The following is a 23511-nucleotide window of genomic DNA, read 5'->3' on the forward strand; positions in this document are numbered from 1 at the left end:
CAGCAAAACCGACAAGACCCCGTTACCATTGACGGTTAGGAAAATATGAATCGGAATGGAATCAGAGGGTTGGTTCCATCGTACAGGAGACCGCGGCGAGACCGCAGGACCTTCAGCGCCTGATTTTCCACTTCAAGGCTTCCGCGTTGCCCTTGGCGAACATCTTCGGCACATCGAATTTGCCGGTCTCGAGATCATAGCGGCATTTCCAATCCGCAAGGCCCTTCACCGCGACGTTCTTCGGATGCTTGTCCGTCTCGCCCGACAGCGAGATCAGGAGATAGCGGTTGTTGGTCCAGTCGACGCCGAGCCAGCGATACGCATCTTCGGTGCCCTTCACCAGATTCGCCGTGATGTGATAGTCGAGCTTCATGCTCTTGGTGTCGGGCCGGCTGCGGAAGTAGGCCCAGGCCAGATCGCCGAGCGACGTCTTGGTCGCGTTGACGAAGCTGCCGTTCTCGAAATGATAGAGGAAGAGGTCCTGCTCGCCCGAGCCGGTCTTCTGCATCCGCACCAGCCATTGCGAGTCGGCCGTGAAACGGAAGCCGGCCGGATAGCCTTGCTCGGGCTTCAACTCGCGCATCTCCCCGCCGCGTCGCGCCCAGACCTGCCACTTGATGTCGAAATCCTCGTCCTCCTTCATATACTGCTCGAGCCTGGTGGCGCCGTCGGGCGAGGTGAAGGCGAGATCGGCATCGTCGGAAAGCGTGAAGCCGGGCGGCGGGCCGGAGGCGGCCAAAGCGGGTGCAGCGGCCAGCGTCAGAGCAACCGCTAGGGATCCCGCGGCACGGGAGAATACGGTCACGGGAGGAATTCCCTTGAAGAATGCCGCCAGGCGGCCTTGATACTTGGACACCCGCGTGGTCGCGCCGGTTCATCCCGCGCGCCTGGACGGAAGCATAATCCTATCGACAGTCTTGCTGCGGCAGCCAAATCGGCGCACCTTGCCGGCCTCGGCTGATTTGCCACCCAAGGTCCTTTTCAAATGATCACCGCCTCCAAGGCCTTCATTGCCTTCTGTCTGCTCGCGCTGGTCGGCACCGCGCTGGTGATCGGCCCGACCGAGCTGCGCCGCCTGCTGCCTGATGGGACGAAGGTCACCGTCGCCGCCAAGCCGGAGGCCAAGGTCGAACCCCAGGTCGGAGCCAAGGTCGAGCCCAAGCTTGAAGCCAAGGTCGAGCCCAAGGTGGAGTTCAAGCCTGAATCCAAGCCAGAGCTGAAGCCGGAACAGCCGAAGCTCGTCGACAGCGCGCCGCCTGCACCCGAGCCGAAGGCGGGCGCGCTGGCCGAGACCCAGAAGCAGGTGGCCGCGCTCGGTGACCTCGTGCCGGTCAAGCCGCCGGCGCCGGCTGCAGATGCCGGCCCCCGTTTCGACGTCGCCCGCATCGACGATCACGGCGAGGCGGCGGTGATTGCCGGCCGCGCCACGCCGGGTGCGCGGGTCGAGCTGCTGCGCGACGGCAAGCCGCTCGACAGCGTGGTCGCCGACGCCTCGGGCCAATTCGTGATGACCCCGCCGCAGCTGCCGGCCGGCTCATATGACCTGACGCTCCGCGCCAGGGCGCCGGACGGCACGGTCACCGAATCCGGCCGGACCATGCCGGTCACAATCGCCGCGGCGGCGCCGCCGCCCGTGCGCATGCCGCCGGTTGCGAAGCAGGAGGCCAAGCCGGCCGAGAAGCCCGACGACAAATCGGATGTCGTCGCCGCGCTGCCGTCGGCCTCGCCGCGGCTGGCGTCGGTGCCTGAGAAGCAAGCGGCCCGGCCGAAACTGATCGGCGCGCCGAAACCCAAGGCCTTCGCGCAGGCGCCGAGGGCCACCGTGGTTGCATCGGCCTCGCCGGCGGAGGCGCTCACCGCCGCGCCGGCCGAGGCCGGCGGCAGCCGGATCATCGCCCGCGGCGATAGCCTGTGGGCGCTCAGCCGGCTCGCTTACGGCGACGGTTCCCGCTACGCCGTGATCTTCAACGCTAACCGCGACAAGATCCAGAATCCCAACTTGATCTATCCCGGCCAGACCTTCGTGATGCCGCAAAAGGCGGAGTGACACGGCACGGCCGGCGCGTTGCGACGCATTGTCCTGTGTCTCTCTGGAACATTCGGTTCCCTCGCGCGTCTTCGTGATGCGACGCATTGCGCACTTGGCGCGGGTGGGAGGGCCAAGACGTGGCCGTACAAGTCGTGGCCAAACAAGACGTGGCCAAACAAGACCTGGCCAAACAAGACCTGGCCAAACAAGACCTGGCCAAATTGGTCGTCAGGTCAACGATCATGCCGGGACGCATGGGATTGGCGCTGGCTGGCGCGATCCTGGTGGTTGCAGCAGTGCTGCTGCCTGACAGAGCCGAGGCGCAGTTCGGCTTGCGCGGCGGTCCGGTCGGGGTTGCGCGCTTCGCCGTCGGCCACGTGATCGGCCTGTCGCGCCTGCGCCATTCCCGCATGGCGGTGCGCGGCGGCCGCTACCGCTCCGCGGCGCTGAGGTCGCAGGACCCGCGCGGGGCCGACCGCAGCCAGCTGTCGAACCCTTACGTGATGCGTGCGGCCCTCACGGCGCAGGCTGCGCTGGCGGGCTGGCAAGGCGGCCGCCGCCCGCAGGGCTGGTGGCGTCATCCCGATGGCAGCTATGGCTGGGTCGGCCCGGTGTTCTGGCCGTTCGCCCATGACGATCTCACCAATGCGATCGTCTTCGGCGACACCACCAGCCTCTCGCTCTACGGCTACGGCGATATCTATGCCGCGCTGTTCACGCCCTATGCCGCCACCGAGCTTGCCGCCTACACCGTGCCGCAAGGCCGTCGCGCGCGAAAGGTCCCGACCGCGGAGACGCTGTGCGAGGCCAGCGACACCGGCGGCCTGCCGGTCGAGCGCATCGCGAGCGCCGTTGCACCGAACGAAGCTCAGCGCACCGCGCTCGACGAGCTCTCATCCGCCTGGAATGCCGCGCGCGACACCATCCGCACCGCCTGCCCGGCGCAAACGCCAGGGAATGCGGCGGAGCGCCTCGGCCTGATGCGCGAGCGTGTCGAGGCCATGATCAAGGCCATCGACACCATGGAAGTGCCGCTGTCGAAATTCGTCGGCCTGCTCAATGACGACCAGAAAGCCCGGCTCAACGCCTTAGCCAATGAGCGTCGCGCCGCGCTGGCGTCCTACCAGTCCAAAAACGCTGACAAGAACGATATCAAGAACGCGAGCAAGAACGCTGATAAGAACGCTTCCAAGGACGCGCAGGCGGCCAAGGCCTGCCAGGCGGACTACGATCCTGTTTCCGACGAGAACGCCCAGCGCCAATACGAGCAGCTGCTCCAGCAGCAATGGCCCGCCGCCGACATCGCCACCACGCTCCAACTCGACGAGGTCGCCCGCGCCCGCTTCGAGGTGCTGCAGGACACCACGCTCCGCACCATGCAGACGCTCAGCGCCTGCCCGACCGAGCCGGCCGCAACCCCGCAGGCCCGCCTCGCCGCCGTGAAGACGCGGCTGCAGACCATGCTGCAAGCCGTCGGCGCCATCGCCGACGCGCTCGACGATTTCCAGGCCGATCTCAGCGACGAGCAAAAGGCCGGATTCGAGGCGATCGGGCCAAAGCGAGGGGCGTGAGGGGACGCCAGCTTGGAATGCCATCATATCTCCCTATGATATGCAGATAGGGATGCACATCACGGAGGGTGCTGGTGCTGGTTTCCAAATGGGGCAACAGCCTCGCAGTGCGCCTGCCCAAAGCGCTAGTTGATGAACTCGGCCTCAAGGAGGGCGACGAAATCGATATCGTGGCCACTCGCAAAGGCGCGATCGAAATCGAGACCAAGGCGGAGCAGCGTCGGCGTGCGATCGAGAACATGGAGGCGCGCAATTGGGCGGCCTTGCCCGCCGGCTACAAATTCGATCGGGACGAGGCGAACGAGCGGTGATCGCGTTCTTTGACAGCGGTGATTCTGGGACCTTCAGCACGGCCGCAGCATCGGCGGGCTCACCATCGTCAATCCGTTCCTCGGCATGGCTCCGTGAACGCTCGCATCATCGCAAAGTCCGGATCCTTGCGCGGCTTCCATGATCACCCGCACGCCCAGTCGAACTTCATGTCCTTGAAGTCGAGCTGCGCGTTGCCGCCGCCGAAATTGTAGCCGCCGAAATATTCCTCGAACTCGATATAGAACGGGCTCATCTCCGGCACGGCCTGGCAGGGCCGCATGGTGCCGCCTAGGTGGTTGTGGGCGTGATCCTTGGCCCAGTCGTGCAGGCGGAAATTGTCGCGGCCCGGCTTGCCGCCGACATAGTAGTAATATGGCTGATAGCCGGTCGGCGGATTTTCGCGCACGTGCTCATCCTGCGGGCCCTTGCCGGCGTTGGGATCATCAGCGCGCGGCGACAGCGCGATCGCGCGCGTCTCGCTGAGATCGGCACGCGGCGGGGCTGCAAACATCTTCTTGGCGTAGCTAGGTGCGGCCTCGAAGAAGGCGCTGGCACCGCCGACATCGAGCCAGCGCGGCCGCTCCACCGTTGCCAGCGCAAGCGGCGCCGGCGGCGCGGCGAACGCGCCGTCATATTCGGCCTTCGTCAAGAGCAGCGCGGCATAGGCGTAGTCGAGAATGTCGGTCATGCGCGACAGGCGCGGATGCGACGGCCGCGCCAGCACCGCCTCGCGAATCTCGGGATCGTCGGGCGCGCCGCCGTCATTGTGATCGGGCGCCGTGGCGAAGAACGACAACGCGACGATGTCCGCGCCATGCACCCGGTAATCCTCCGGCAGCTTTAGCGTGAAGCCGTGCATCAAGGGATAGCCGGTGACGGGATCGAGCGGCCATTGCTCGGATGCAATGCCCGGCGGCAGCCCAAACACCCAGCCCTGATCACGCGCGCGATCCGCGGGCCGGTCCAGCATCTGCAAATCATAGGCACGCGAAGGCAGGGCAAGCGTCACGGGGTGTCTCCCACGAAATCAGCCTCGCCGTTGAGGCGAGGGTTGGTCGCGGGGAGGAGGGATGTGGTTCGTGAGAGGGGGCTGGGATGCTGCCAATCTGTCGGTGTTTTGCCCGACGTGTCAAATTGCGCGGCACGCGGCCGAGGCCTGCCGTAAGTCATTGATCCCAAAGCCCCTGCCTACTGTGCATGGGGTTGTTTTCGCAGTTTTGTTTGCGGCTACCCCCTTCGCCGCACCGCCGCCGCATCCACCACGTTCTCCACCTCCTCGCGCCAGCTCAGGATCTCCATCGCCAGCACGGGGTGATTGAAGCCCTTGAGATGGAGATCGTCGAGGGCGCGGGCTTCGACGAAAGGCTCGACCATGCCGTAGACGCGGCGGCTGACCACGATCTGGTTGGGCTTGGCTTCGCTGCAGAGGCGGGAGGCGAGGTTGGTGACGCTGCCGATCGCGGCATATTCCAGCCGCTGCTCGAAGCCGACCTGGCCGAGCGTGGCATAGCCGAGCGCGACGCCGATGCCGAAGCCGAGGCTATGACCGCGGTTGCGCCAGCGCTCGGTCAGGGGGCCGATCGTGTCGCGCATCTCCACCGCCATCTTCACAGCGCGCTTGGTGTGGTCCTCGAACTGGATCGGCGCGTTGAACAGGATCATCACGCCGTCGCCGGCATATTTGTCGAGCGTGCCCTCGTACTTGAAGATCAGCTGGCCGAGCGCGGCGTGATATTCGCGCAGCACGTTCATCGCCTCTTCCGGCTCGGTCGCTTCCGTGAACGCGGTGAAGCCGCGCAGGTCGCAGAACACCACCGTGACCTCGCGGCGTTGGCTGGTGAGCAACCCCTCGGGGCTGTCGGAGGAGGCGATCAGCTGCGCCACCTGCGGCGCCAGGAAACGCTCGAGCTTGCGGATGCGCTCGATCTCGCCGAGCTGGGTCCTGACTCGCTCCTCCAGCGACTTGTTCCAGTCCTTGAGCTGCTCGGTCTGCTCGCGGAGCTTGTCGGCTTGCGCGCGCACGGTCGTGTTCGCCGCCTCCAGCGCGTGGCTCTTGTGGTCGACCTCGGTAAACAGCTGCGCATTGCGCATCGCCAGCACGGCCTGGTTGGCGAAGGTGCGCATCAGGCCGATGATGCTGGGCGCGAACGCCCCGGTGGCGCGGCGCAGCACCACGAGCGAGCCCAGCGTGCCCTGCTGGTCGATCAGCGGCACCACCAGCACCGAGTTGAAGCCGGCCGCGAGCGCGGCCTCGCGCAGCGGCTGCTCGGCGGCATCGCCAAGCTCGGCCAGCGCGATCGGCGCGCCGCTGTCGGCGGCATCGCTCAGGATGTTGCCGCCTTGCGCGATGGTGACATGCGCGCCCTCGGCGGATTTGTCGATGCCGTTGGCCTCGACCAGGTTGAAGCGGCGCGCTTCGGCGTCGAAGCCGTAGATCAGCACCGCGTCGGCACGGGTGATCTCGATGGCGCGGGCGGCGATGGTTGCAAGCACCGCGTTGAGATCGAGCGAGGAGGCCACCGCGCGGCCGACCTCCTCCAGCACCTTGAGCTCGTGGATCGACTGCGCGAGATCGCGGGTGCGCTCCTCGACCTTGCTCTCCAGGTTCGAATAGGTCTCCTGGATCTGGTCGGCCATGCGGTTGAACTGCCCGGCGAGGTCTTCCAGCTCGTCGGAGGTGTGCACGTCGATGCGGTGGCTGAAATCGCCTTCGCCGAGCTTATGCGCACCGTCGCGCAGCGCCGTGATCGGGATGATCATGCGGCGGGCGAGCAGCGTGCCGGCGAGGATCGCGACCATCAGGCCCATGCCGATCAGAAGCGCGATGCGCACCAGCTGGTCGCGGATCGGCATCAGGGCCTGCGTGGTCGGCTGCTCGAACAGCACGCTCCAGCCGAGCTTCGGCACGATGCTCGCGGCGCTCATCACCGCATGGCCGTTGAAGTCGGTGCCCGACGTCTCGGCTTCGTGGCCGGGCGCGATCGCGGCCGCCACCTGCGGCAGTTTGGAGAGGTCCTTGCCGATCTCGGGCCCTTTCGATGACGTCGCCAGCACCCGGCCGCGCGGATCGACGACATAGGCGAAGGCGGCCTTGCCTACTTGCGCGTCGGACAGGAAGTCGGAGAGGAAACCGAGGTCGATCTCGGCCACGGTGACGCCGGCATTGAAGCCGGAATGCGCCACCGAGATCGACATCAACGGCGTCTGGTCGGCGAACCAGGCCGGCGCGTAGGTGACGCCGCGGGCGACGGCGTCGGTGAAGCGCACGTCGCGGGAGAGGTCGGCATTGCCGCCGGTCGTGGTCGATTGCCTGGAGACGCGCAGCACCTCGCGGCCGTCGCCGTTGAGCTGGAACAGCTGGTTGACGACCGAGACCTGGTGCAGCAGAGAGGCATAGTCGGCGCGGCGCTTCTCCAGCGTGTCCTGGCTCGCGCGCGTCACCCAGCTGATCTGGCGGTCGAGCTCGGAAATCGCCTGCTCGATGCGCCGGGCGGCCGCCTGCGCCTTGTCCTCCAGGCCGTCGGTCAGCTGTGTCCGCGTCGCGCGGTAGGAGATCCAGGTCTCCATCGCCCCGTTGACGGCAAGGACGAACACGACGAGGCCGACGAGAGAGACGACGTATTTGGCGAACAGGCCCTCGCGCAGAGATCGTGTCTTGTCGTTCGCTCCTGCCATCCCGATCCTCTCGCGCCGCCACTGACGCTGCGCGCTATGGGCCGTACAGGCCCTTCCAAGCCGTTCTACCACAATTTGGACCGAAGGGCCGTCGCGCGGCCGGGGACCGGCCGGTGTGGTTACCCCCTGTGGCCTCCTGGGCAGGTGGACGGGCGGCGATGGTCGCAGCCCGATCCGTTCGAAGGAGGGAGCTTAGCGGTTGAAGAGCTGCCGCAGCACGTCGTTCATTGGCTGACTGTCCTGCTGCGCGGCCGGCGGATCCTCCAGGGCGGGGGCCGCAGGGGAGGCCTGCGGCGCCGGCGTCGAGGGCGTTGCCGGCAGGCTGCGGTTGCGCCCGGTGCCGGTGCCAGTGCCGCTCCCCGCGCCGCTGGAGAGACCCTGCTGGATCAGATTGCCGATCGCCTCCCCGAGCGGGCCGCCAAGCAGATTGTTCTGCCCCGGTTGCTGGCCTTGCGGATTGGCATTGCCGCCCGGCGCGACGGTGCCACCAAGGCCGAGGCTGCCCAGGATGTTGCCGAGCCCGGCGCCGTCGGGGCCGAACAGGCCCTTGCCCATCTCGCGCAGCTTGGCATAGGCGGCGTCGGGATTGTCCAGCATGCCGGCCATGTCGGGATAGATCCGCGGCTGCGACCAGGAGCCCTGGATCATCACGGGAATGCCGAAGCCGACCGGCTCGGAGGTGCGGCCCTGGCCTTCGGTCGTCATCACGAGCTTCGGCTCGACGCGAAAGCCCATCATCTTGGTGTCGAGCGCGATGGTGCCGGCGCCGGTGACGCGCACCAGCGGCCCGATCAGGTTGAGATCGGTCGTCACCGCCTGACCCTTGTCGATGCGGAAGGAGGCCGAGAGCTGCGACAGATCCGTGCTCTGCTCCTGGCTCGGGTCCTGGTTTCCGTTCTGGTTTCCATTCTGGTTTCCTTGCCAGCCGGAGAGCGTGCTCGTCGTCAGCGAGCGGATCATCTGCGCGACATTGATGCCGCGGATCGCGCCGTCCTGGAAATTGACGAAGGCCGTCCCTTGCATGTTCGCCATCAGCGCGCGCTGGCTGTTGCCGGCGCTGCGCAGGGCGAGCTTGGCCTGCAGCTTGCCGTCGATGCGATCGAACTCGGCAAGGCCCTGGAGCAGCGGCAGCGCGCGCACGCCGACGAGGTCGGAATGCATGGCAAAGCTCGGCGCGCCGGTCGTCGCGTCCAGGATCACCTCGCCCGAGACCTGGCCGCCATAGGCGCCGAGATTGGCCGTGCCGGCCTTCAGCACGCCGCCGGCGAGCTTGGCGTCGAGCGCCAGCGGCGCAATGCGCGCATCGCCGATCACGGCCTCGTTGGCGGAGATCCGCACTTGCGCATCGACATAGTTGAGCCCGGCCACGTCGATCGGCGCGTTGCTCCAGGGCTGCCCGGACACGCTTTCCGGCGATTTCGCCAGCGGCATGGCGAGCCGCTGGAAGTCGAGATCGACCTTGACCAGCGGCTTGCTCGCGATGTCGACGGAAGCCCAGCCATTGAAGGCGCCATCGCCGAGCCTGCCGTTCACGCCGTTGATCATCACGACATTGCCGCTCAGCCGCATCTCGGCCTGGCCGGTGAGCTGGGACTTCAGCACGCTGGGCATATCGATGGCGAAATCCACATGAAACGCCGGCCGTTCGGCCGGCGAGGCCGCCTTGATGTCGAACTTGGTCGGGTGATCGCCGACGCGCGCGGTGCCGGTGATATTGACCTTGCGGTCGCGGTCCAGGGTCGCGTCGGCGTTGATGGCGCTGATGCGGCCCTCGACACGGTCGCGCAGGCGCGAGAATGCCACTTCGCCGTCGGTGACCTTGATGCGGTCGATGGTGGCGCCTTTGGTGTCGAGCGCGAGCGGCTTCGCAGGCGCGGCTGCATTCGGCAGGCGTTCGCGGAGCAGCGGCTGGTAGAGCACGGGACGGGTGACGACGAGCTCGCTGATCTCGGGCCTGCCGGACCACACGCTCGCGAGCGACATGTCGGCCTGCACGCGATCGATCGTCAGGCGCGTGATGCCGCTGCGGTCCTTGGGGTCGGCCAGCGTGAGGTCGTTCAGCGTGACGTTCAGCGTCGGCCATAGGCTGATCTTGGTGGTGCCGTCGATCGACAGCCGATAGCCGGTCGCACTCTCGAGGCGCGAGGCGATCGTCGAGGTCAGGAAGCCCGAGGGGATCCCGACCACGAGCAGAAGTGCGATCACGACGATGACGGCGGCCAAAGCCCCGCCGACGAATTTCAATGCTCTCATGTCGACTTTCCAGCGACGGACAATCCGCGCCGAACCCGGCCGATCACCCGTCCTTTGCGCCCGGAGTTTATCCCCGGACGGGAAGCGGCTCCAAGCGCGTAAAAATAGTCAGGGGGTGCTGCAAAGTTATGTGACTTATGACACACTTCTCCGGCGCTGTTTTACGCGATCCTGAAGTTGATGGTTTCAAGCGATTTGCCAAGACGATTTGCCAAGAGACGATGACCAGGACGTTCACAAGGACATTGACATGAGCAAGCAGGCCGAATTTGCGGTCATCCTGAAGATGAATCCGATGTTCGCCGATCTTGGCGCAGACGAGCTCCAGCGGCTGTCTAATCTCTGCCACACCCAGCATTTGGCCAGCGGCGAGGTGCTGTTCCAGAAGGGCGATCCCGGCAATGCGCTGTTCGGCGTGCGCCGCGGCCAGGTCCGCATCGAGACCGGCGCCGCCGACGGCAGCCGGCTGACGCTGAACTTCATGGGGCCGGGCGACCTGTTCGGCGAGGTCGCGGTGCTGGACGGCCAGAACCGGACGGCGGATGCGACCGCGGGCGAGGCCAGCGAATTGTTCGTGCTGCGGCGCGAAGACTTCCTCGGCTTCCTCGAGCGCGAGCCCAAGGTCGCGATCAAAATCATCGCGCTGCTGTGCCAGCGCATCCGCTGGCAGAGCGAGCGCATGGAAGAATCCATGCTGCAGCCGCTGCCGGTGCGGCTGGCGCGGCGGCTCTGCGCGCTCGCCGCCGATTTCGGTTCCGAGGTCCATATCTCGCAGGAGCAACTCGGCGTCTTCGTCGGCGCCGCCCGCGAAAGCGTCAACCGCCAGCTCCAGGCCTGGCGCAAGGAAGCGATCCTCGATCTCCAGCGCGGCCGGATCCTGCTGCGGAACATGACCAAGCTGACCGCGATCGCGCGAAACGAGTAGGGCGAGCAGTTTCACTCTTGCTCGGCGGGTGGAGACAGATCGACGGCTAGATCCTCGGCGAGGAACGCCGCGTATCGCAATGCCTCATCGATGTCTTCGCGCTCGAAATACCGATATTCATTGAGGATCGATTCGCGCGTCTCGCCGGCCGCCAGCAGGCCGAGCAGCCGCGCAACCGGAAAACGCAGCCCGCGAATGCAAGCTTTGCCAGTGCAGACGGCAGGGTCCATCGTGATGCGCGCGAAGGCCATGCCATAGGCTAGCGGGCGCAAACGACTTGCGCCACCGTGGGCTTCCAAGCTGGCGTGGACCCTACTCCGCCGCGGGTCGTGCGATGCTCGTCGCCGCCGGCCTGGCTTCCGCCGGCGCAGCCCCATGATGGTCCGTCTCCGCATCCTCGCTGTGCACGATCAGCCGCTTGGCGAAGCGCCAGATCAGGGCGCCGAAATCGTCCATCACCATGAACATCGCGGGCACGAACACCAGCGACAGGAGGGTCGAGAAGATCAGGCCGCCGATCACCGCGAGCGCCATCGGCGAGCGGAATTCGCCGCCGGCACCGACGGCCAGGGCGCTCGGCATCATGCCCGCGGCCATGGCGATCGTGGTCATCACGATCGGACGGGCGCGCTTCATGCCGGCATCGATCATGGCCTCCTCGCGCGGCGTGCCGGCCTTGATGGACTCGATGGCGAATTCCACCAGCATGATCGCGTTCTTGGTGACGATGCCCATCAGCATCAGGATGCCGATCCACACCGGCGTGGTGAGCTGCTTGCCGGTGACGAGCAGGGCCGCGATCGCGCCGCCGATCGAGAGCGGCAGCGAGAACAGGATGGTGATCGGCTGCAGGAAGGTGCCGAACAGCAGCACCAGCACCGCATAGACCATCATCAGCCCCGCCGTGATGGCGGTCGCAAAACCCTCGGACAATTCGTTCAGGCTTTCGGCGTCACCCGAGGGCGAGACCTTCACGCCCTTCGGCAGGGTCTTCATGACCGGCAGGTCGTAGATCTTCTTGGTGGCATCGCCGAGCGCGGCGGAGCCGACGAGGTCGGCGGCAACGGTCGCCTGCCGTTCGCGATCGTAGCGGCCGATGCTGGTCGGACCCTGGTCGAGCTTGACGTCGGCGATGACCGAAAGCGGCACGCCGCCCTTCTCGCCGCGCTCGCCGAGCGGCACGCGGAGCTGCTCCAGCGTCTTCAGATCGCCGCGGGCGGCGTCCTCGAGCTGCACGCGGATCGGCACCAGGCGGTCGCCGACGTCGAACTTGGCGAGTGCCGGTCCGACGTCGCCGATGGTGGCGACACGGATGGTCTGCGACAGGCTTTCGGTGGAGACGCCGAGCCGTGCGGCGAGATCGGCGCGCGGCTCGATGCGCAGTTCGGGGCGCTCCAGCGAAGTTTCTGAGATGACGTTGGCGATGGTGGGAATGCGCTTCATCTGCGTCGCAAGCTCGCTCGCGACGTTGTTGACGATGTTGGGGTCGACGCCGGTCACCACCAGCGAGATCGCGCGCAGGCCGTTCTCGTCCAGGAACCAGAAGCGGATATCGGGAACGTTCTCCAGCTCCTGGCTGATGGAGAATTCGAGCTCGCGCTGGGTGATGTCGCGGCTGTCCTTGGGCGTGTAATTGATGATCAGGGCGGCGCGGCGCACCTCCTGGGTGCCCGGCGGGACGCGGCCGCCGTCGACGAAGATGCTCTTGACCTCGGGCCGCTTGCGCAGGCGCGCGACGATGTCCTCGGTGACCTTCTCGGTGTAGGCGAGCTGGGTGCCCGGCGGCAGCTCGAGCGCAAGCAGCGAGCGCGCGCTGTCCTGGGCCGGCAGGAAGCCCTGCGGCAGCAGCGTGATGCTCCAGATCGAGGCGGCGAAGACGCCGAGGCCGATCAGCACCGTGACGAAATAGTGCTTCACCGACCAGGCCACGATGCGGTGATAGGAGCGCAGGATGAGGCCGGGCGGCGGCTCCTCGTGCGTGCTGTGCTTGAGGAAATAGGCGGCCAGCACCGGCGTGACGAAGCGCGCGGCGAGCAGCGAGAAGAACACCTGCACCGAGACGGTGATGCCGAACTGCTTGAAGAACTGTCCGGCAATGCCCGACATGAAGCTCGCAGGCGCGAAGATGGCGATGATGGTCAGCGAGATCGCGATGACGGCGAGGCCGATCTCGTCGGCGGCCTCGAGCGCGGCCCGGTAGGGCGACTTGCCCATGTTCATGTGCCGGACGATGTTCTCGATCTCGACGATGGCATCGTCGACAAGAATGCCGGTCGAGAGCGTGATGGCGAGGAAGCTGACGAGGTTCAGCGAGAAGCCGAGCAGGTCCATCGCCCAGAACGCCGGGAAGATCGACAGCGGCAGCGAGATCGCGGCGATGATGGTGGCGCGCAGGTCGCGCAGGAACAAGAGCACGATGATCACGGCGAGGATCGCGCCTTCGAACAGGGTCGAGATCGCCGCGTGGTAATTGCCGTTGGTGTATTCGACCGAGGTGTCGATCACCTTCAGGTCGACGTCGGGATAGGCGGCTTTCAGCGCATCGATGCGCTTCTGCACGGCCTCGGCCACCTTCACGTCGCTGGCGCCCTTGGAGCGCTTGATGCCGAGCGCGACCACCGGCTCGCCGTTGAAGCGGGCGAAGGTGCGGCGGTCGGCGATGGTGTCGGTGACGGTGCCGAGATCGTCGAGCCGGACCTCGCCGCCGCCGAACAGCGGGATCATGGTGCCGGCGAGATCGCCAAGCGTCTTGGCGCCGGCGAGCGTGCGGATCGCCTGATCGTTCTTGCCGATCTCGGCGCGGCCGCCGGCGACGTCGACATTGGTGCCGCGCAGGCTCTGGCTGACATTGACCGCGGTCAGGCCCATCGCCTGCAGGCGATCGGGATCCAGCGAGACCAGGATCTCGCGCTCGACGCCGCCGATGCGCTCGACCTGGGCGACGCCGCGCACGCCCTGCAGCGCGCGCTTGACCACGTCGTCGACGAAATAGGAGAGCTGCTCCGGCGTCTTGCCGGGCGAGATCGCGGCATAAGTCACGATCGGCAGGCCGATGACGTCGACGCGCTGGATCAGCGGCTCGGTGACGTTCTGCGGCAGGTTGGAGCGCACGCGCGTCACCGCGTCCTTGACGTCGTTTAGCGCGCGATCGGTGTTGGTCTCGAGCGCGAACTGGATCGTGGTGACCGACAGGCCATCGGTGATCGACGAGGTGATGTGCCTGACGCCCTCGACGCCGGAGACCGCGTCTTCAACCGTCTTGGTGACCTGGGATTCCAGTTCGGCCGGTGCGGCGCCGAACTGCGACACCGCCACCGAGATCACGGGGATGTCGGCCGAGGGCAGCCGTGTGATCGCAAGCTTGGTGAAGGACACCCAACCCAGCACCAGCAGGATGATGGAGAAGACGACCGACGGCAGCGGATTACGGATCGACCATGCCGAGATATTGAGAGCCATCAGCGTACCCGCGTGCGATCGAGTTCATCGGCGAACATGGTCTTGATCTGGTCGCCGTCATGGAGCGAAGAGCCGGCGTCGGCCACGACGATTTCGCCGACCTGCAGCCCTTCCAGGATTTCCGTCGCGCTGTCGGACGACAATCCGACCCGCACCTTGCGTGTCTCGACGACATTGCCCTTGACGACCTGCACCGTGAGGTGATCGATCGCGGTCTTCGGGATCGAGACGCCGCAGCTTCGCTTGGCGTCGATCGAGGCGCGAGCGAACACGCCGACCTTGAGCGAGGGGTTGTTGGCGACGCTGATGCGGACCCGCCCGAGTTGCGTGGCGCGGTCGATCTCGGGTGCAACCAGCCGGACCCGCCCGATCAGGTCGGGCGCATCGTCGCGGCTGATCCGCACGGTGGCGCCGGAGGTGAGCTTGGACATGTGCACCGCCGGAACCTGGGCGTCGAGCTCGATCTCGTTGTTGACGGCGATGCGGAACATCGGACCGGCCTGCGGCGAGGCCGGCGCGCCGACGATGGTGCGGACTTCGGTGACAAGGCCCGGCGCGGGGGCTTTCAGCGAGATCGGGCCTTGCGGGCCGGGCCGCTGCGGCTGGCCCGGAATCTGCGGCGGCGCGGTCAGGCGCGCTAGCTCCTGATTGTCGGCGACGATCGTGCCCTCGGTGACCAGGAGGTCGGTGACCCTGGAGCCTTCCTGATCGGCAACGACCACCGCCTCGCGGCGCGGTACGAAGAAGCCGGTCACCCGCACCAGATCGGAGAAGCAGGCATTGGTTGACTTCGTCACGATGACGAGCGCCTCGCTTTGCGTCTCCTTCGGCTCGGGACGCTTGCGATGCTCGAACAGATAATAGCCGATGCCGAGCGCGGCGACGAACAGCACGGTTCCGGCCGGCTTGAGGTATTCAGTCAAATTCATCGCCGGATCATCCTGACCTGGCTCACGGCCATCGGCGCGAGGCCCAAACGGAGCGCTTTTTTGACATGAAGCGGCGTCCCGCAAGGCTGCGGGACGCGCTTTGGAAACGAGACCTTACACGACATCACGACTTGTCACTGGCAATGGATTCGTCGTGCTCACTTCGATGCGGTGGTCTTGTTTTCCATGTTGACGACCTGCACGCGCCGGTTGGCCTCCGCCAGCGGCTGGTTCGGGTCCTTGAGCTTGCTCTTGCCGTAGCCGACGGTGACGAGATCGGTCGCGGAGATGCTGTACTTCTCGACCAGGTAGCGCTTGATCGAATCGGCGCGACGCTCCGAGAGGTCCTGGTTGTAGGCTTCGCCGCCGGCGGCGTCGGTATGACCGGCGACCACGAAGGTCGAGCCCTTCAGGTCCGGGCTGGTCAAGGCGCGGCCGAGCGCCTGCACCGAGGGCAGCGACTTGGCGCTGATATTGGCGGAGTTGTAGTCGAACGTGATCTCGAGATCGATGTTCGGCTTGTCCTTGGCGGCCAAGGCGATTTCCTCGCGCTCGGTCGACGACAGCGAACGCGTCGAGCGGCCGCGCACCGACTGGATCAGCTTGGAGTCGGTCGCGCTCGGTGCAGGGGCGGTCTGCGGACCGATCGAGAGGCCGCGCGTCAAGGGCTTCTTCGGCGCCGGCGCCAGCGCGCGGACGATCTCGTCCTCGGTGATATTCTTGCTGTTGCCGTCATCGCCCGCATATGCGGCCGAGGTCGGCAGCGACAGCGCGGCGCCGACGGTGATGATGGACAGAATCGCGGTAAGCCAATTTGCAGCCGATCTCATTCCCAGTCCCTCCTGCGCAGCCAGCTCACGTGCTCTCAAAATTCAAGCAACACGCCCCCGAAAAAGCCTGTTGCGGCATCCGCCCATTGGTCTTCCCAGGGCTGTTCAAGGTTCGAGCCTTGGACGGGGGTCCGACTCAAAAAAATACTAGCGCACTCCGTAGCTTGCGAATTCCTGAACGATGTTCGGATCCATCGCCTTGGCATTGGCGATGTCCAGCGCCCCCTCCTGGGCCGAGCCGTTGCGTTGCTTGGCAAGGCCGCGTCCGTAGAGCGAGGACGTCAGGCGCGGGTTGATCTTCAGGGCCGCGTCGAAATCGGCGATCGCATTCTTCACCGCGCCTGACTTCAGATTGACGAGCCCGCGGCTGTCCAGTGCATCGACGAAGTTCGGCCGCAGCCGCAGCGCCTCGTTGCAATCCTTCAGCGCGGCCTGGAGGTCGCCGACCACGGTGCGGGTCCAGCAGCGGTTGTTGAGGGCCTCGACGTCCTTCGAATTGATCCGGAGGGTGTCGTCGAAATCCTTGATGGCGAGGCTGTAGGCGCCCTTGCTGGCATAAACCTGGCCGCGGCGGTACAGCGCGTTCACGTCGTCAGGGTTGGCGGCAATCTTGGCAGTCAGGCTCTTGATCGTGGGATCGTCAGCCAGGGCGGCAGCGCTCGGCCCACCGTCCGTGCTCGGCGCAGGAACGGGATCAACCGGCTTCACCGGCGGTGGCGGCGGGGGCAGGGCGGCCTCGATCTGCGGCCTCGGGGTGGGAGCAGGCGCGGGCGCCGGTGCCGGCGCCGCGACTGGAGCCGCAGGTGGCGGAGGCGCAGGAGCGGGAGCTGCAGCCGCGCTGTCGGCCGGCTTCGGCGGCGGCGGTGGTGTCGGCGGTGCGGGAGGGGCGGGCGGCGGGTTGTTGGCGACGACGGCCGGCGCGGCGGGAGGCGCGGGCGGCGGCGTTGCCGGACGCGATCCGCCGGCGCCCGGAATGAACGAGAAATCTTCGGCCAATGACGAGGAAATCCACGGCACCTGCTCGCCGCGCGAGGCGCGGGTGACGCCCATCTTGGTGCGGTTCAGCGTCTCCTCGGCCATCAGGTCGGGAACGCGGATTTCCTTCAGCAGCTCCTGGACGAACAGGCTGCGGTCGCCGCCGGCGTCCGAAACCACCGAGGCCAGCGCCGCCGAGTACATCACCAGCGTGCCGTTCGGGGCGATCACCGGGGTCAGGCCCGCTGAGAAGCTGCGGAACCGGCGCTCGAACGGGTTGCGCCTGGACGCATCGACCAGCGCGATCTTGACGCCGGCGCCGCGGGTGTTGAGCTCGCCGAGGACCGTCTCGAGGCTGAAACCATCGCGGCGCACGTCGGACTCGGTCCAGATCTGCGCATCCACCGGCAGCAGGTAGCTCTGGCGCGCGGACTGGATGCCGAAACCCGAGAAGAACACCAGCGCGACCGAGCCCGGCTTGATCTTGCCGTAGAGCTTGTCGAAGGCGCGGCGCATGGCGTCGCCGGTCAGATTCTCGCCGAGTTCGACCGAAAAGCCGTCGCGCTTGAGCTCGTCGGCGACGGCGCGCGCATCGTTGATCGGTTCCTTCAGCGGGGCATCCGCATCCGGATATTTGGCGTTGCCGATGACCAGCGCAAAACGGTCGCCGGCCGCAAGCGAGGGGGCCGTCGGGACGAGCGAGATCAGCAAGGGCAGAAGAAAAAAGAAGCGAATTTTCATAATCAGCGCGGTCCAGCCAAAAGGCGCCGTTCCAGCTTGCGCCGCGGCGACCTTAACTTACGCTTACCTCATTATCAAACCGGGGACGGAGGGCGTCAACCGCTTGGAGATTCGACCTTATCCCGATGATGGACCGCAGCGGATGGGCATGCCGCGAGAGGAATGGATGGGGTTATCATGACGGTCCTCGGTACCTCGATGCTGTCCGGCGGACCTTAGCGCAGCCAGGGCGGGTGAAGACGTGATCGATCTCACATTGCAGCCTCGCCTCCGGGTTTGACCTTTCCTGCCGGTGGTGGCTTGGTGTGCGCGATCGTCCAAGATCCAACTCTAAAAAAAGCGAGCCCCATGGGAAACGTCTACGAGATCTACGCCCTGCGCTATGCGACGATGTCGCCGCGCACCCCCCACATGAACTTCCTCGTGCCCGACCCGCATGACAGCGCGGCGCAGGACCTCGATTATTTCGTCTGGCTGATTCGAGGGCACGGCCGCGACATTCTGGTCGATACCGGCTTCAACGCCGAGGAGGCGAGCGCGCGGGCGCGCAAGCTCACGCTCAATCCTGTCGATGCGCTGGAGCGTTTCGGCGTTTCGGCGTCAGCCATTCGTGACGTCATCGTGACACATCTGCATTACGACCATGCCGGCAATCTCGACCGCTTTCCCAACGCGCGCTTCCATCTGCAGGAGCGCGAGATGGCCTACGCGACCGGGCGCTGCATGTGCAACGGCCTGCTGCGCCATCCGTTCTCGGTCGAGCATGTGACGCTGATGGTGCGCCACGTCTATGGCGAGCGCGTCACCTTCTATTCCGGCGATGGCGAGGTTGCTCCCGGCGTGACCGTGCACCGCGTCGGCGGCCATTCCGACGGCTTGCAGGTGGTGAAGGTCGAGACCGCGCGCGGCGCCGTGGTGCTGGCCTCCGATGCCGCGCATTATTACGCCAATCTGCAGCGCAAGAGCCCGTTCCCGATCGTTTATAATGTCGGCGACATGGCGCAAGGCTGGGACACGATCGAGCGCCTCGCCGGCCATCCCGACAGGTTCATCCCCGGCCACGATCCGATCGTGACCGAGATCTATCCGCGCGCCAGCGATGAGGTCGATGCCTGGGCGCTGCATCTGCCGCCGACGCGGTCGTTTGTAAAGTGACACCGTAGCGTCATTCCGGGGCGCGCGAAGCGCGAACCCGGAATCCATCTGTCGACGCAGCTGATGTCGCGATGGATTCCGGGCTCACCGCTGCGCGGCGCCCCGGAATGACAGCGGTGGCTAATACGCCTGCTTCGCATCCGCCTCTTCGCTGGTCTGGATCAGATCGAGGCTCTGCTCGATCTTGCCGAGCAGGGCCGAGAGCTGCTTGCGCTCCTGCGCCGAGAGGCAGGCGAGGATCTCGTCCTCTCGCCGCAGCAATTGCGGGAACAGCTCCTCGTAGAGTTCGTCGGATGGGTTGAGACGGGAGGCGGGCGCGATGTCAACGAGCACCGGCAGGATCCCCGCAAGCAACGATATCGTGGGGAGATTTTCGAGCCGCTAGCTCCGGAGGAGAGAATACCGCCAGGTATCCTCCGCCCCCTGCGAGCTTATATGTGGCTATCTCGCGATAGTCGACGGCGGTCAACTCGCAGCGCAAGAGCTCAATTGGCGTGCCATGCTTCGACGTCGGAAGCTCAAGATCGACAATTCCGACCCGCGCACCTTGCTTCAAGGCGGACGCAAGATTGTAGAGAAAGGCATAGGGTTGGGCTATCTCGTGATACATATGCACAAGGATTGCGGCGTCCAGCGAGGAAGCGGGCAGACGCGGGTCGTGTGGTTCGCCGAGCGCGAATTGCACGTTTGTCAACTTCAGAAGTTTTGTTCGCCTGGCGAGTTCGACGAGATAGTCCCGCGTGACGTCCTGGGCAACGACAGAGCCGGCGGATCCGACGAGGTGCGAGAGCCTGACCGTGTGATAGCCACTGCCTGCTCCAATGTCGCCGACAGTCATCCCTGGTTTCAGTTCAAGAGCGCGTGCGATTTGACCGGCCTCATCCAGGGCGTCGCGGCGCTCTTCGGCGGAGCGGCGCGGGCTGACGATCCGTGCGACAGGACGCTGCGGTGAGGGAAACTCGTTTGCCGCGACTCCAGGGGGAGCCAGATAACCTATGTCAGCGGCGTATGCGCGAGTTGCGGCAAACGCCACAAGGAGCATCGCTATATACCTCGCTGCCGTCACGGTCCTACCAAGCTTTCTCAACCGGGCTCCCAAAAGCTGACGTCTGCGCCTTATGGGGGGCGCCCTAATACGCCTGCTTCGCATCCGCCTCTTCGCTGGTCTGGATCAGATCGAGGCTCTGCTCGATCTTGCCGAGCAGGGCCGAGAGCTGCTTGCGCTCCTGCGCCGAGAGGCAGGCGAGGATCTCGTCCTCTCGCCGCAGCAATTGCGGGAACAGCTCCTCGTAGAGCGCGCGGCCCTTCCTGGTCAGTTGCAGGCGGAATTCGCGGCGGTCGGCTTCGTTCTCGACCCGCTCGATCAGGCCGTCGCTGAGCAGCGCCGTCACTGCGCGGCTGATGGTGGATTTGTGCGTGCGGGTGCATTGCGAAATGTATTGCGCGCTGCAGGCATCATTGCGGAAGCCGAGCGTGGCGATGACGCGCCAGGCCGGAATGTCGAGGCCGTGGCGTTCCTGATACTCGACCGACAGCGCGGAACTGACCTCCGCGGCGAGCCGATTGAGGCGGAACGGCACGAACTTGAACAGATCGAGCCGCAGCTTTGGCCCCGCCGACGCCTCGTCGGCCGCGCGCGCTTTGAGCGCGATGTCGCTGGATGTCCTCGCCAAGGAGAGCGCCTCCGAATTCCAGTTGACGGCCGGCCGGCTCCGGTCCAAAATAGTTGCACGTGAGACTATCTAGCAGATCGATCCTGTCCTGACCAGAGCCGAGGTTCGTGTATGGCGCCGGCCAATACCCCTCACGCCAAAACCCTGAACGCCAAGACCGCTCAAGCCAAGACCCAGTTCGGCTATCGCCGTCACCCCGATCAGGACCGCCCCGGCTCGAGCCCCGCGGCGCATCCGGTCGTGATCGTCGGCGCGGGCCCGGTCGGGCTGTCGCTGGCGATCGATCTTGCCCAGCGCGGCCAGCGCGTCGTGCTGCTGGATGATGCCGACCGCATCGGCGAGGGCTCGCGCGCGATCTGCTTCTCGAAACGGTCGCTGGAATATTGGGACCGGCTCGGCGTCGGCGACCGCATGGTCGAGAAGGGCGTGGTGTGGAGTGTGGGGCGGATCTTCCATGGCGAGTCGCAGCTCTACCAGTTCAATCTCCTGCCCGAAGACGGTCACAAGCGGCCGGCCTTCATCAATCTCCAGCAATATTACGCCGAGGCCTATCTGGTTGATCGCATCAACGAGCTGCCGGAGATTGACCTGCGCTGGCGCAACAAGGTGACAGCGCTCGAGCAGCGCAACGAATCCGCGCTGCTGACGATCGAGACGCCCGAGGGCGCCTACCGCCTGAATGCGCGCTATGTCGTCGCCTGCGACGGCGCGCGCTCCTCGCTGCGGCAGATGGTCGGGGCGGAATTCGCCGGCCAGGTCTTCGAGGATCAGTTCCTGATCGCCGACGTCAAGATGACCGCGGAATTTCCGACCGAGCGCTGGTTCTGGTTCGATCCGCCGTTCCATGCCGGGCGTTCGGCGCTGCTACACCGGCAGCCCGACGATGTCTGGCGCATCGATCTCCAGCTCAATCGCTATGCCGATCCGGTGCTCGAGAAGAAGCCGGAAAACGTGCGGCCGCGGATCGCGCGCATGCTCGGCCATGACAAGTTCGAGTTCGAGTGGATTTCGCTCTACAAATTCCAGTGCCGGCGGATGGACCGCTTCATCCATGGCCGCGTCATTTTTGCCGGCGATTCCGCGCACCAGGTCTCGCCCTTCGGTGCGCGTGGCGCGAACTCGGGACTCGAAGACGCGGAGAATCTGTCCTGGAAGCTCGATCGCGTGCTGCGCGGCAAATCGCCTGCGAGCCTGCTGGAGAGCTACCATCTCGAGCGCAGCATGGCGGCCGACGAGAACATCCGCGAATCCACCCGCTCGACCGACTTCATGGCACCGAACTCGCATCAGGAGGCGCGGTTGCGCAAGGCGGTGCTGTCGCTGGCCAAGGAAACCGAGTTCGGCAAGCGCATGGTCAATGGCGGTCGGCTGTCGGTGCCGTGCAGCTACGATACGCCGCTGTCCTCGCTTGATGCGGATACGTGGCGGGGTGGACCGCCGCCCGGCGGTTCGATGCTCGACGCGCCCGCCGCAACGTCCGCCGGCGAGCCGATCTATCTGACGGATGCCTTCCGCAAGGGTGGAACGGATTTCACCTTGCTGTCGTTCAGCAATGGCGCGCCGATCGATGCGCCTGATGGTATCAAGGGCATCCGCATTGGCGGCGACGGTGAATTTGCCGATCCCTCGGGCCTAATCGCAAAGCGCTACGGCGCCGTGCCGGGTGCCGCCTACCTGCTGAGGCCCGACGGTTATGTCGCGGCGCGCTTCCGTCATCCGACGCGTTCGGCGATCGCGGCGGCGCTGGCGCGAGCCGAAGGTTTGTATTGAGGTCTGGCATGCCGCTCTCCACCAGTTCGAACTTCGCGCGCCCTGACGATGCCTTCCGCGCCATCGTCGAGGCGCATCGCGGCCTGACCGAGGAGCAGAGCGCCGATTTCGACGCGGCTCTGGTGCTCATCCTCGCCAACCATATCGGCGACATCGACGTGCTGCGGGAGGCGATCGGACTCGCCAAGCGCCGCATGATCGACGGCCAGCAGCAGCAACAGCAACAACAATAACCCTGACCTGAAGGACGAATTGATGGCGAAGAACTTCGCATCCACCGGCGATCTCTCCGAGAAGAAGATCACCTTCTCCGAGATCGGCACCGATCTCTATGCCTTCACCGCCGAGGGCGATCCCAACACCGGCGTGATCGTCGGCGACGATGGCTGCCTCGTGTTCGACGCGCAGGCGACGCCGGCCATGGCGAACAAGGTGATCGAGCGGGTCCGCACGGTGACCGACAAGCCGATCAAATATGTCGTGCTGTCGCATTATCACGCCGTGCGCGTGCTGGGCGCCTCCGCCTATCACGCCCAAGGTATCGTCGCCTCGCAGGAAACTCATCGGCTGATTGCGGAGCGCGGCCAGCAGGATTGGGATTCCGAGTACGGCCGCTTTCCGCGCCTGTTCCAGGATGCGCAGAGCATTCCCGGCCTGACCTGGCCGACGCTGACCTTCGAAGGCGAGATGACGATCTATCTCGGCAAGCGCGAGGTGCGCCTGATGCAGCTGGGCGCCGGCCACACCTCGGGCGACATCGTCGGCTGGGTGCCGGATGCGGAGGTGATGTTCTCGGGCGACCTCATCGAATATCACTCGGCCTGCTATTGCGGCGATGCGCATTTGCGCGAATGGCCGATGACGCTGAACGAGATCCGCAACTTCAATCCGAAGGCGATCGCGCCGGGCCGCGGCGATGCGCTGAAGGGCACCGCCACGGTGCGCGAGGCCATCGCGATGACGCGCGACTTCGTCACCTCGCTCTATGGTGCCGCCGAAATCTCGGTCGCCAAGGGCCGCAGCTTAAAGGAATCGATGGCGGCGACGCGCGAGGTGATGGATCCGAAATTCTCGAGCTTTGCCATTTACGAGCACTGTCTGCCGTTCAACGTGTCGCGCGCTTACGACGAAGCGTCCGGTATCGACGACCCCGTGATCTGGACCGACAAGCGCGATCAGGAAATGTGGGCCGCCTTGCAAGGAGGAGGATAGTC

Annotated in this window: 19 protein-coding genes and 1 pseudogene; 8 read left to right on the forward strand and 12 right to left on the reverse strand. The window is 65.7% G+C overall.

The window, feature by feature from the left end:
- Window positions 1-112: 112 nt before the first annotated feature.
- The gene (locus tag N2605_RS36210) at window positions 113-805 is read right to left on the reverse strand and encodes a TolB-like translocation protein (protein WP_260345457.1); all 693 of its coding nucleotides are present in this window, start codon (window positions 803-805) and stop codon (window positions 113-115) included.
- A 180-nt stretch (window positions 806-985) separates the two neighbouring features.
- Between N2605_RS36210 and N2605_RS36215 the strand changes: the two genes are divergently transcribed.
- The 3 genes from N2605_RS36215 to N2605_RS36225 all read left to right on the forward strand — a co-directional run bounded on the left by N2605_RS36215 (window position 986) and on the right by N2605_RS36225 (window position 3911).
- A complete protein-coding gene (locus N2605_RS36215; protein ID WP_260345458.1) occupies window positions 986-2047 on the forward strand; it encodes a LysM peptidoglycan-binding domain-containing protein in 1062 nt (353 codons plus the stop codon).
- Window positions 2048-2271: 224 nt separating this feature from the next.
- On the forward strand, window positions 2272-3600 hold the full coding sequence (locus N2605_RS36220; RefSeq protein ID WP_260345460.1) for a Spy/CpxP family protein refolding chaperone: 1329 nt from the start codon (window positions 2272-2274) through the stop codon (window positions 3598-3600).
- Window positions 3601-3674: 74 nt separating this feature from the next.
- Window positions 3675-3911, forward strand: a complete 237-nt coding sequence (locus N2605_RS36225) for an AbrB/MazE/SpoVT family DNA-binding domain-containing protein (protein WP_036015962.1) — start codon at window positions 3675-3677, stop codon at window positions 3909-3911.
- 143 nt (window positions 3912-4054) lie between these two features.
- Here N2605_RS36225 and N2605_RS36230 read toward each other — a convergent pair whose 3' ends face one another.
- The 3 genes from N2605_RS36230 to N2605_RS36240 form a co-directional block, all read right to left on the reverse strand.
- Entirely contained in the window at window positions 4055-4921 is an 867-nt protein-coding gene (locus N2605_RS36230; protein WP_036015956.1) for a hypothetical protein, read from the reverse strand.
- Between the two features lie 218 nt (window positions 4922-5139).
- Window positions 5140-7587 carry an adenylate/guanylate cyclase domain-containing protein gene (locus tag N2605_RS36235; RefSeq protein WP_260345462.1) on the reverse strand — a complete coding sequence of 816 codons (2448 nt, stop codon included), beginning with the start codon at window positions 7585-7587 and terminating at the stop codon, window positions 5140-5142.
- 192 nt (window positions 7588-7779) lie between these two features.
- The gene (locus N2605_RS36240) at window positions 7780-9840 is read right to left on the reverse strand and encodes an AsmA family protein (RefSeq protein ID WP_036030615.1); all 2061 of its coding nucleotides are present in this window, start codon (window positions 9838-9840) and stop codon (window positions 7780-7782) included.
- Window positions 9841-10090: 250 nt separating this feature from the next.
- Here N2605_RS36240 and N2605_RS36245 point away from each other — a divergent pair, with 250 nt between their 5' ends.
- Window positions 10091-10765, forward strand: a complete 675-nt coding sequence (locus N2605_RS36245; RefSeq protein ID WP_036044931.1) for a Crp/Fnr family transcriptional regulator — start codon at window positions 10091-10093, stop codon at window positions 10763-10765.
- Between the two features lie 11 nt (window positions 10766-10776).
- On the opposite strand, the gene N2605_RS36250 is transcribed toward N2605_RS36245, so the two are convergent.
- The 5 genes from N2605_RS36250 to N2605_RS36270 form a co-directional block, all read right to left on the reverse strand.
- A complete protein-coding gene (locus tag N2605_RS36250; protein WP_036030630.1) occupies window positions 10777-11016 on the reverse strand; it encodes a DUF433 domain-containing protein in 240 nt (79 codons plus the stop codon).
- A gap of 61 nt (window positions 11017-11077) precedes the next feature.
- A complete protein-coding gene (locus N2605_RS36255; RefSeq protein ID WP_057030270.1) occupies window positions 11078-14224 on the reverse strand; it encodes an efflux RND transporter permease subunit in 3147 nt (1048 codons plus the stop codon).
- The gene (locus tag N2605_RS36260; protein WP_036015974.1) at window positions 14224-15153 is read right to left on the reverse strand and encodes an RND family efflux transporter; all 930 of its coding nucleotides are present in this window, start codon (window positions 15151-15153) and stop codon (window positions 14224-14226) included. The genes N2605_RS36255 and N2605_RS36260 overlap by 1 nt, the downstream gene beginning before the upstream one ends.
- A gap of 158 nt (window positions 15154-15311) precedes the next feature.
- Window positions 15312-15983, reverse strand: a complete 672-nt coding sequence (locus N2605_RS36265) for an OmpA family protein (RefSeq protein WP_225137381.1) — start codon at window positions 15981-15983, stop codon at window positions 15312-15314.
- A 147-nt stretch (window positions 15984-16130) separates the two neighbouring features.
- On the reverse strand, window positions 16131-17699 hold the full coding sequence (locus tag N2605_RS36270; RefSeq protein WP_074448076.1) for a caspase family protein: 1569 nt from the start codon (window positions 17697-17699) through the stop codon (window positions 16131-16133).
- Window positions 17700-18047: 348 nt separating this feature from the next.
- Here N2605_RS36270 and N2605_RS36275 point away from each other — a divergent pair, with 348 nt between their 5' ends.
- Entirely contained in the window at window positions 18048-18854 is an 807-nt protein-coding gene (locus N2605_RS36275) for an N-acyl homoserine lactonase family protein (protein WP_260345471.1), read from the forward strand.
- A gap of 120 nt (window positions 18855-18974) precedes the next feature.
- On the opposite strand, the pseudogene N2605_RS36280 reads toward N2605_RS36275, so the two are convergent.
- The 3 genes and pseudogenes from N2605_RS36280 to N2605_RS36290 form a co-directional block, all read right to left on the reverse strand.
- Window positions 18975-19139: pseudogene (locus N2605_RS36280) on the reverse strand (MarR family winged helix-turn-helix transcriptional regulator); the annotation flags it as partial.
- Window positions 19140-19176: 37 nt separating this feature from the next.
- Window positions 19177-19896: a class I SAM-dependent methyltransferase gene (locus tag N2605_RS36285; protein WP_260345473.1), complete on the reverse strand. Its 720-nt coding sequence runs from the start codon at window positions 19894-19896 to the stop codon at window positions 19177-19179.
- Between the two features lie 88 nt (window positions 19897-19984).
- Window positions 19985-20527 carry a MarR family winged helix-turn-helix transcriptional regulator gene (locus N2605_RS36290; RefSeq protein ID WP_260345475.1) on the reverse strand — a complete coding sequence of 181 codons (543 nt, stop codon included), beginning with the start codon at window positions 20525-20527 and terminating at the stop codon, window positions 19985-19987.
- A 111-nt stretch (window positions 20528-20638) separates the two neighbouring features.
- Here N2605_RS36290 and N2605_RS36295 point away from each other — a divergent pair, with 111 nt between their 5' ends.
- Genes N2605_RS36295 through N2605_RS36305 form a run of 3 tightly spaced genes read left to right on the forward strand, consistent with a single transcriptional unit; the run spans window position 20639 to window position 23509 of the window.
- Window positions 20639-22297 (forward strand): FAD-dependent oxidoreductase, encoded by a 1659-nt coding sequence (locus N2605_RS36295; protein ID WP_260345477.1) that lies wholly within the window; start codon window positions 20639-20641, stop codon window positions 22295-22297.
- Between the two features lie 8 nt (window positions 22298-22305).
- Complete coding sequence (locus N2605_RS36300) at window positions 22306-22530, forward strand: DUF2783 domain-containing protein (protein ID WP_025032749.1); 225 nt, start codon at window positions 22306-22308, stop codon at window positions 22528-22530.
- Window positions 22531-22552: 22 nt separating this feature from the next.
- Window positions 22553-23509 carry an MBL fold metallo-hydrolase gene (locus N2605_RS36305; RefSeq protein WP_260345479.1) on the forward strand — a complete coding sequence of 319 codons (957 nt, stop codon included), beginning with the start codon at window positions 22553-22555 and terminating at the stop codon, window positions 23507-23509.
- The last annotated feature ends 2 nt before the right edge of the window (window positions 23510-23511 follow it).

The sequence above is a fragment of the Bradyrhizobium yuanmingense genome, assembly GCF_025200905.1.
In the GTDB taxonomy this organism is placed as follows: domain Bacteria; phylum Pseudomonadota; class Alphaproteobacteria; order Rhizobiales; family Xanthobacteraceae; genus Bradyrhizobium; species Bradyrhizobium yuanmingense.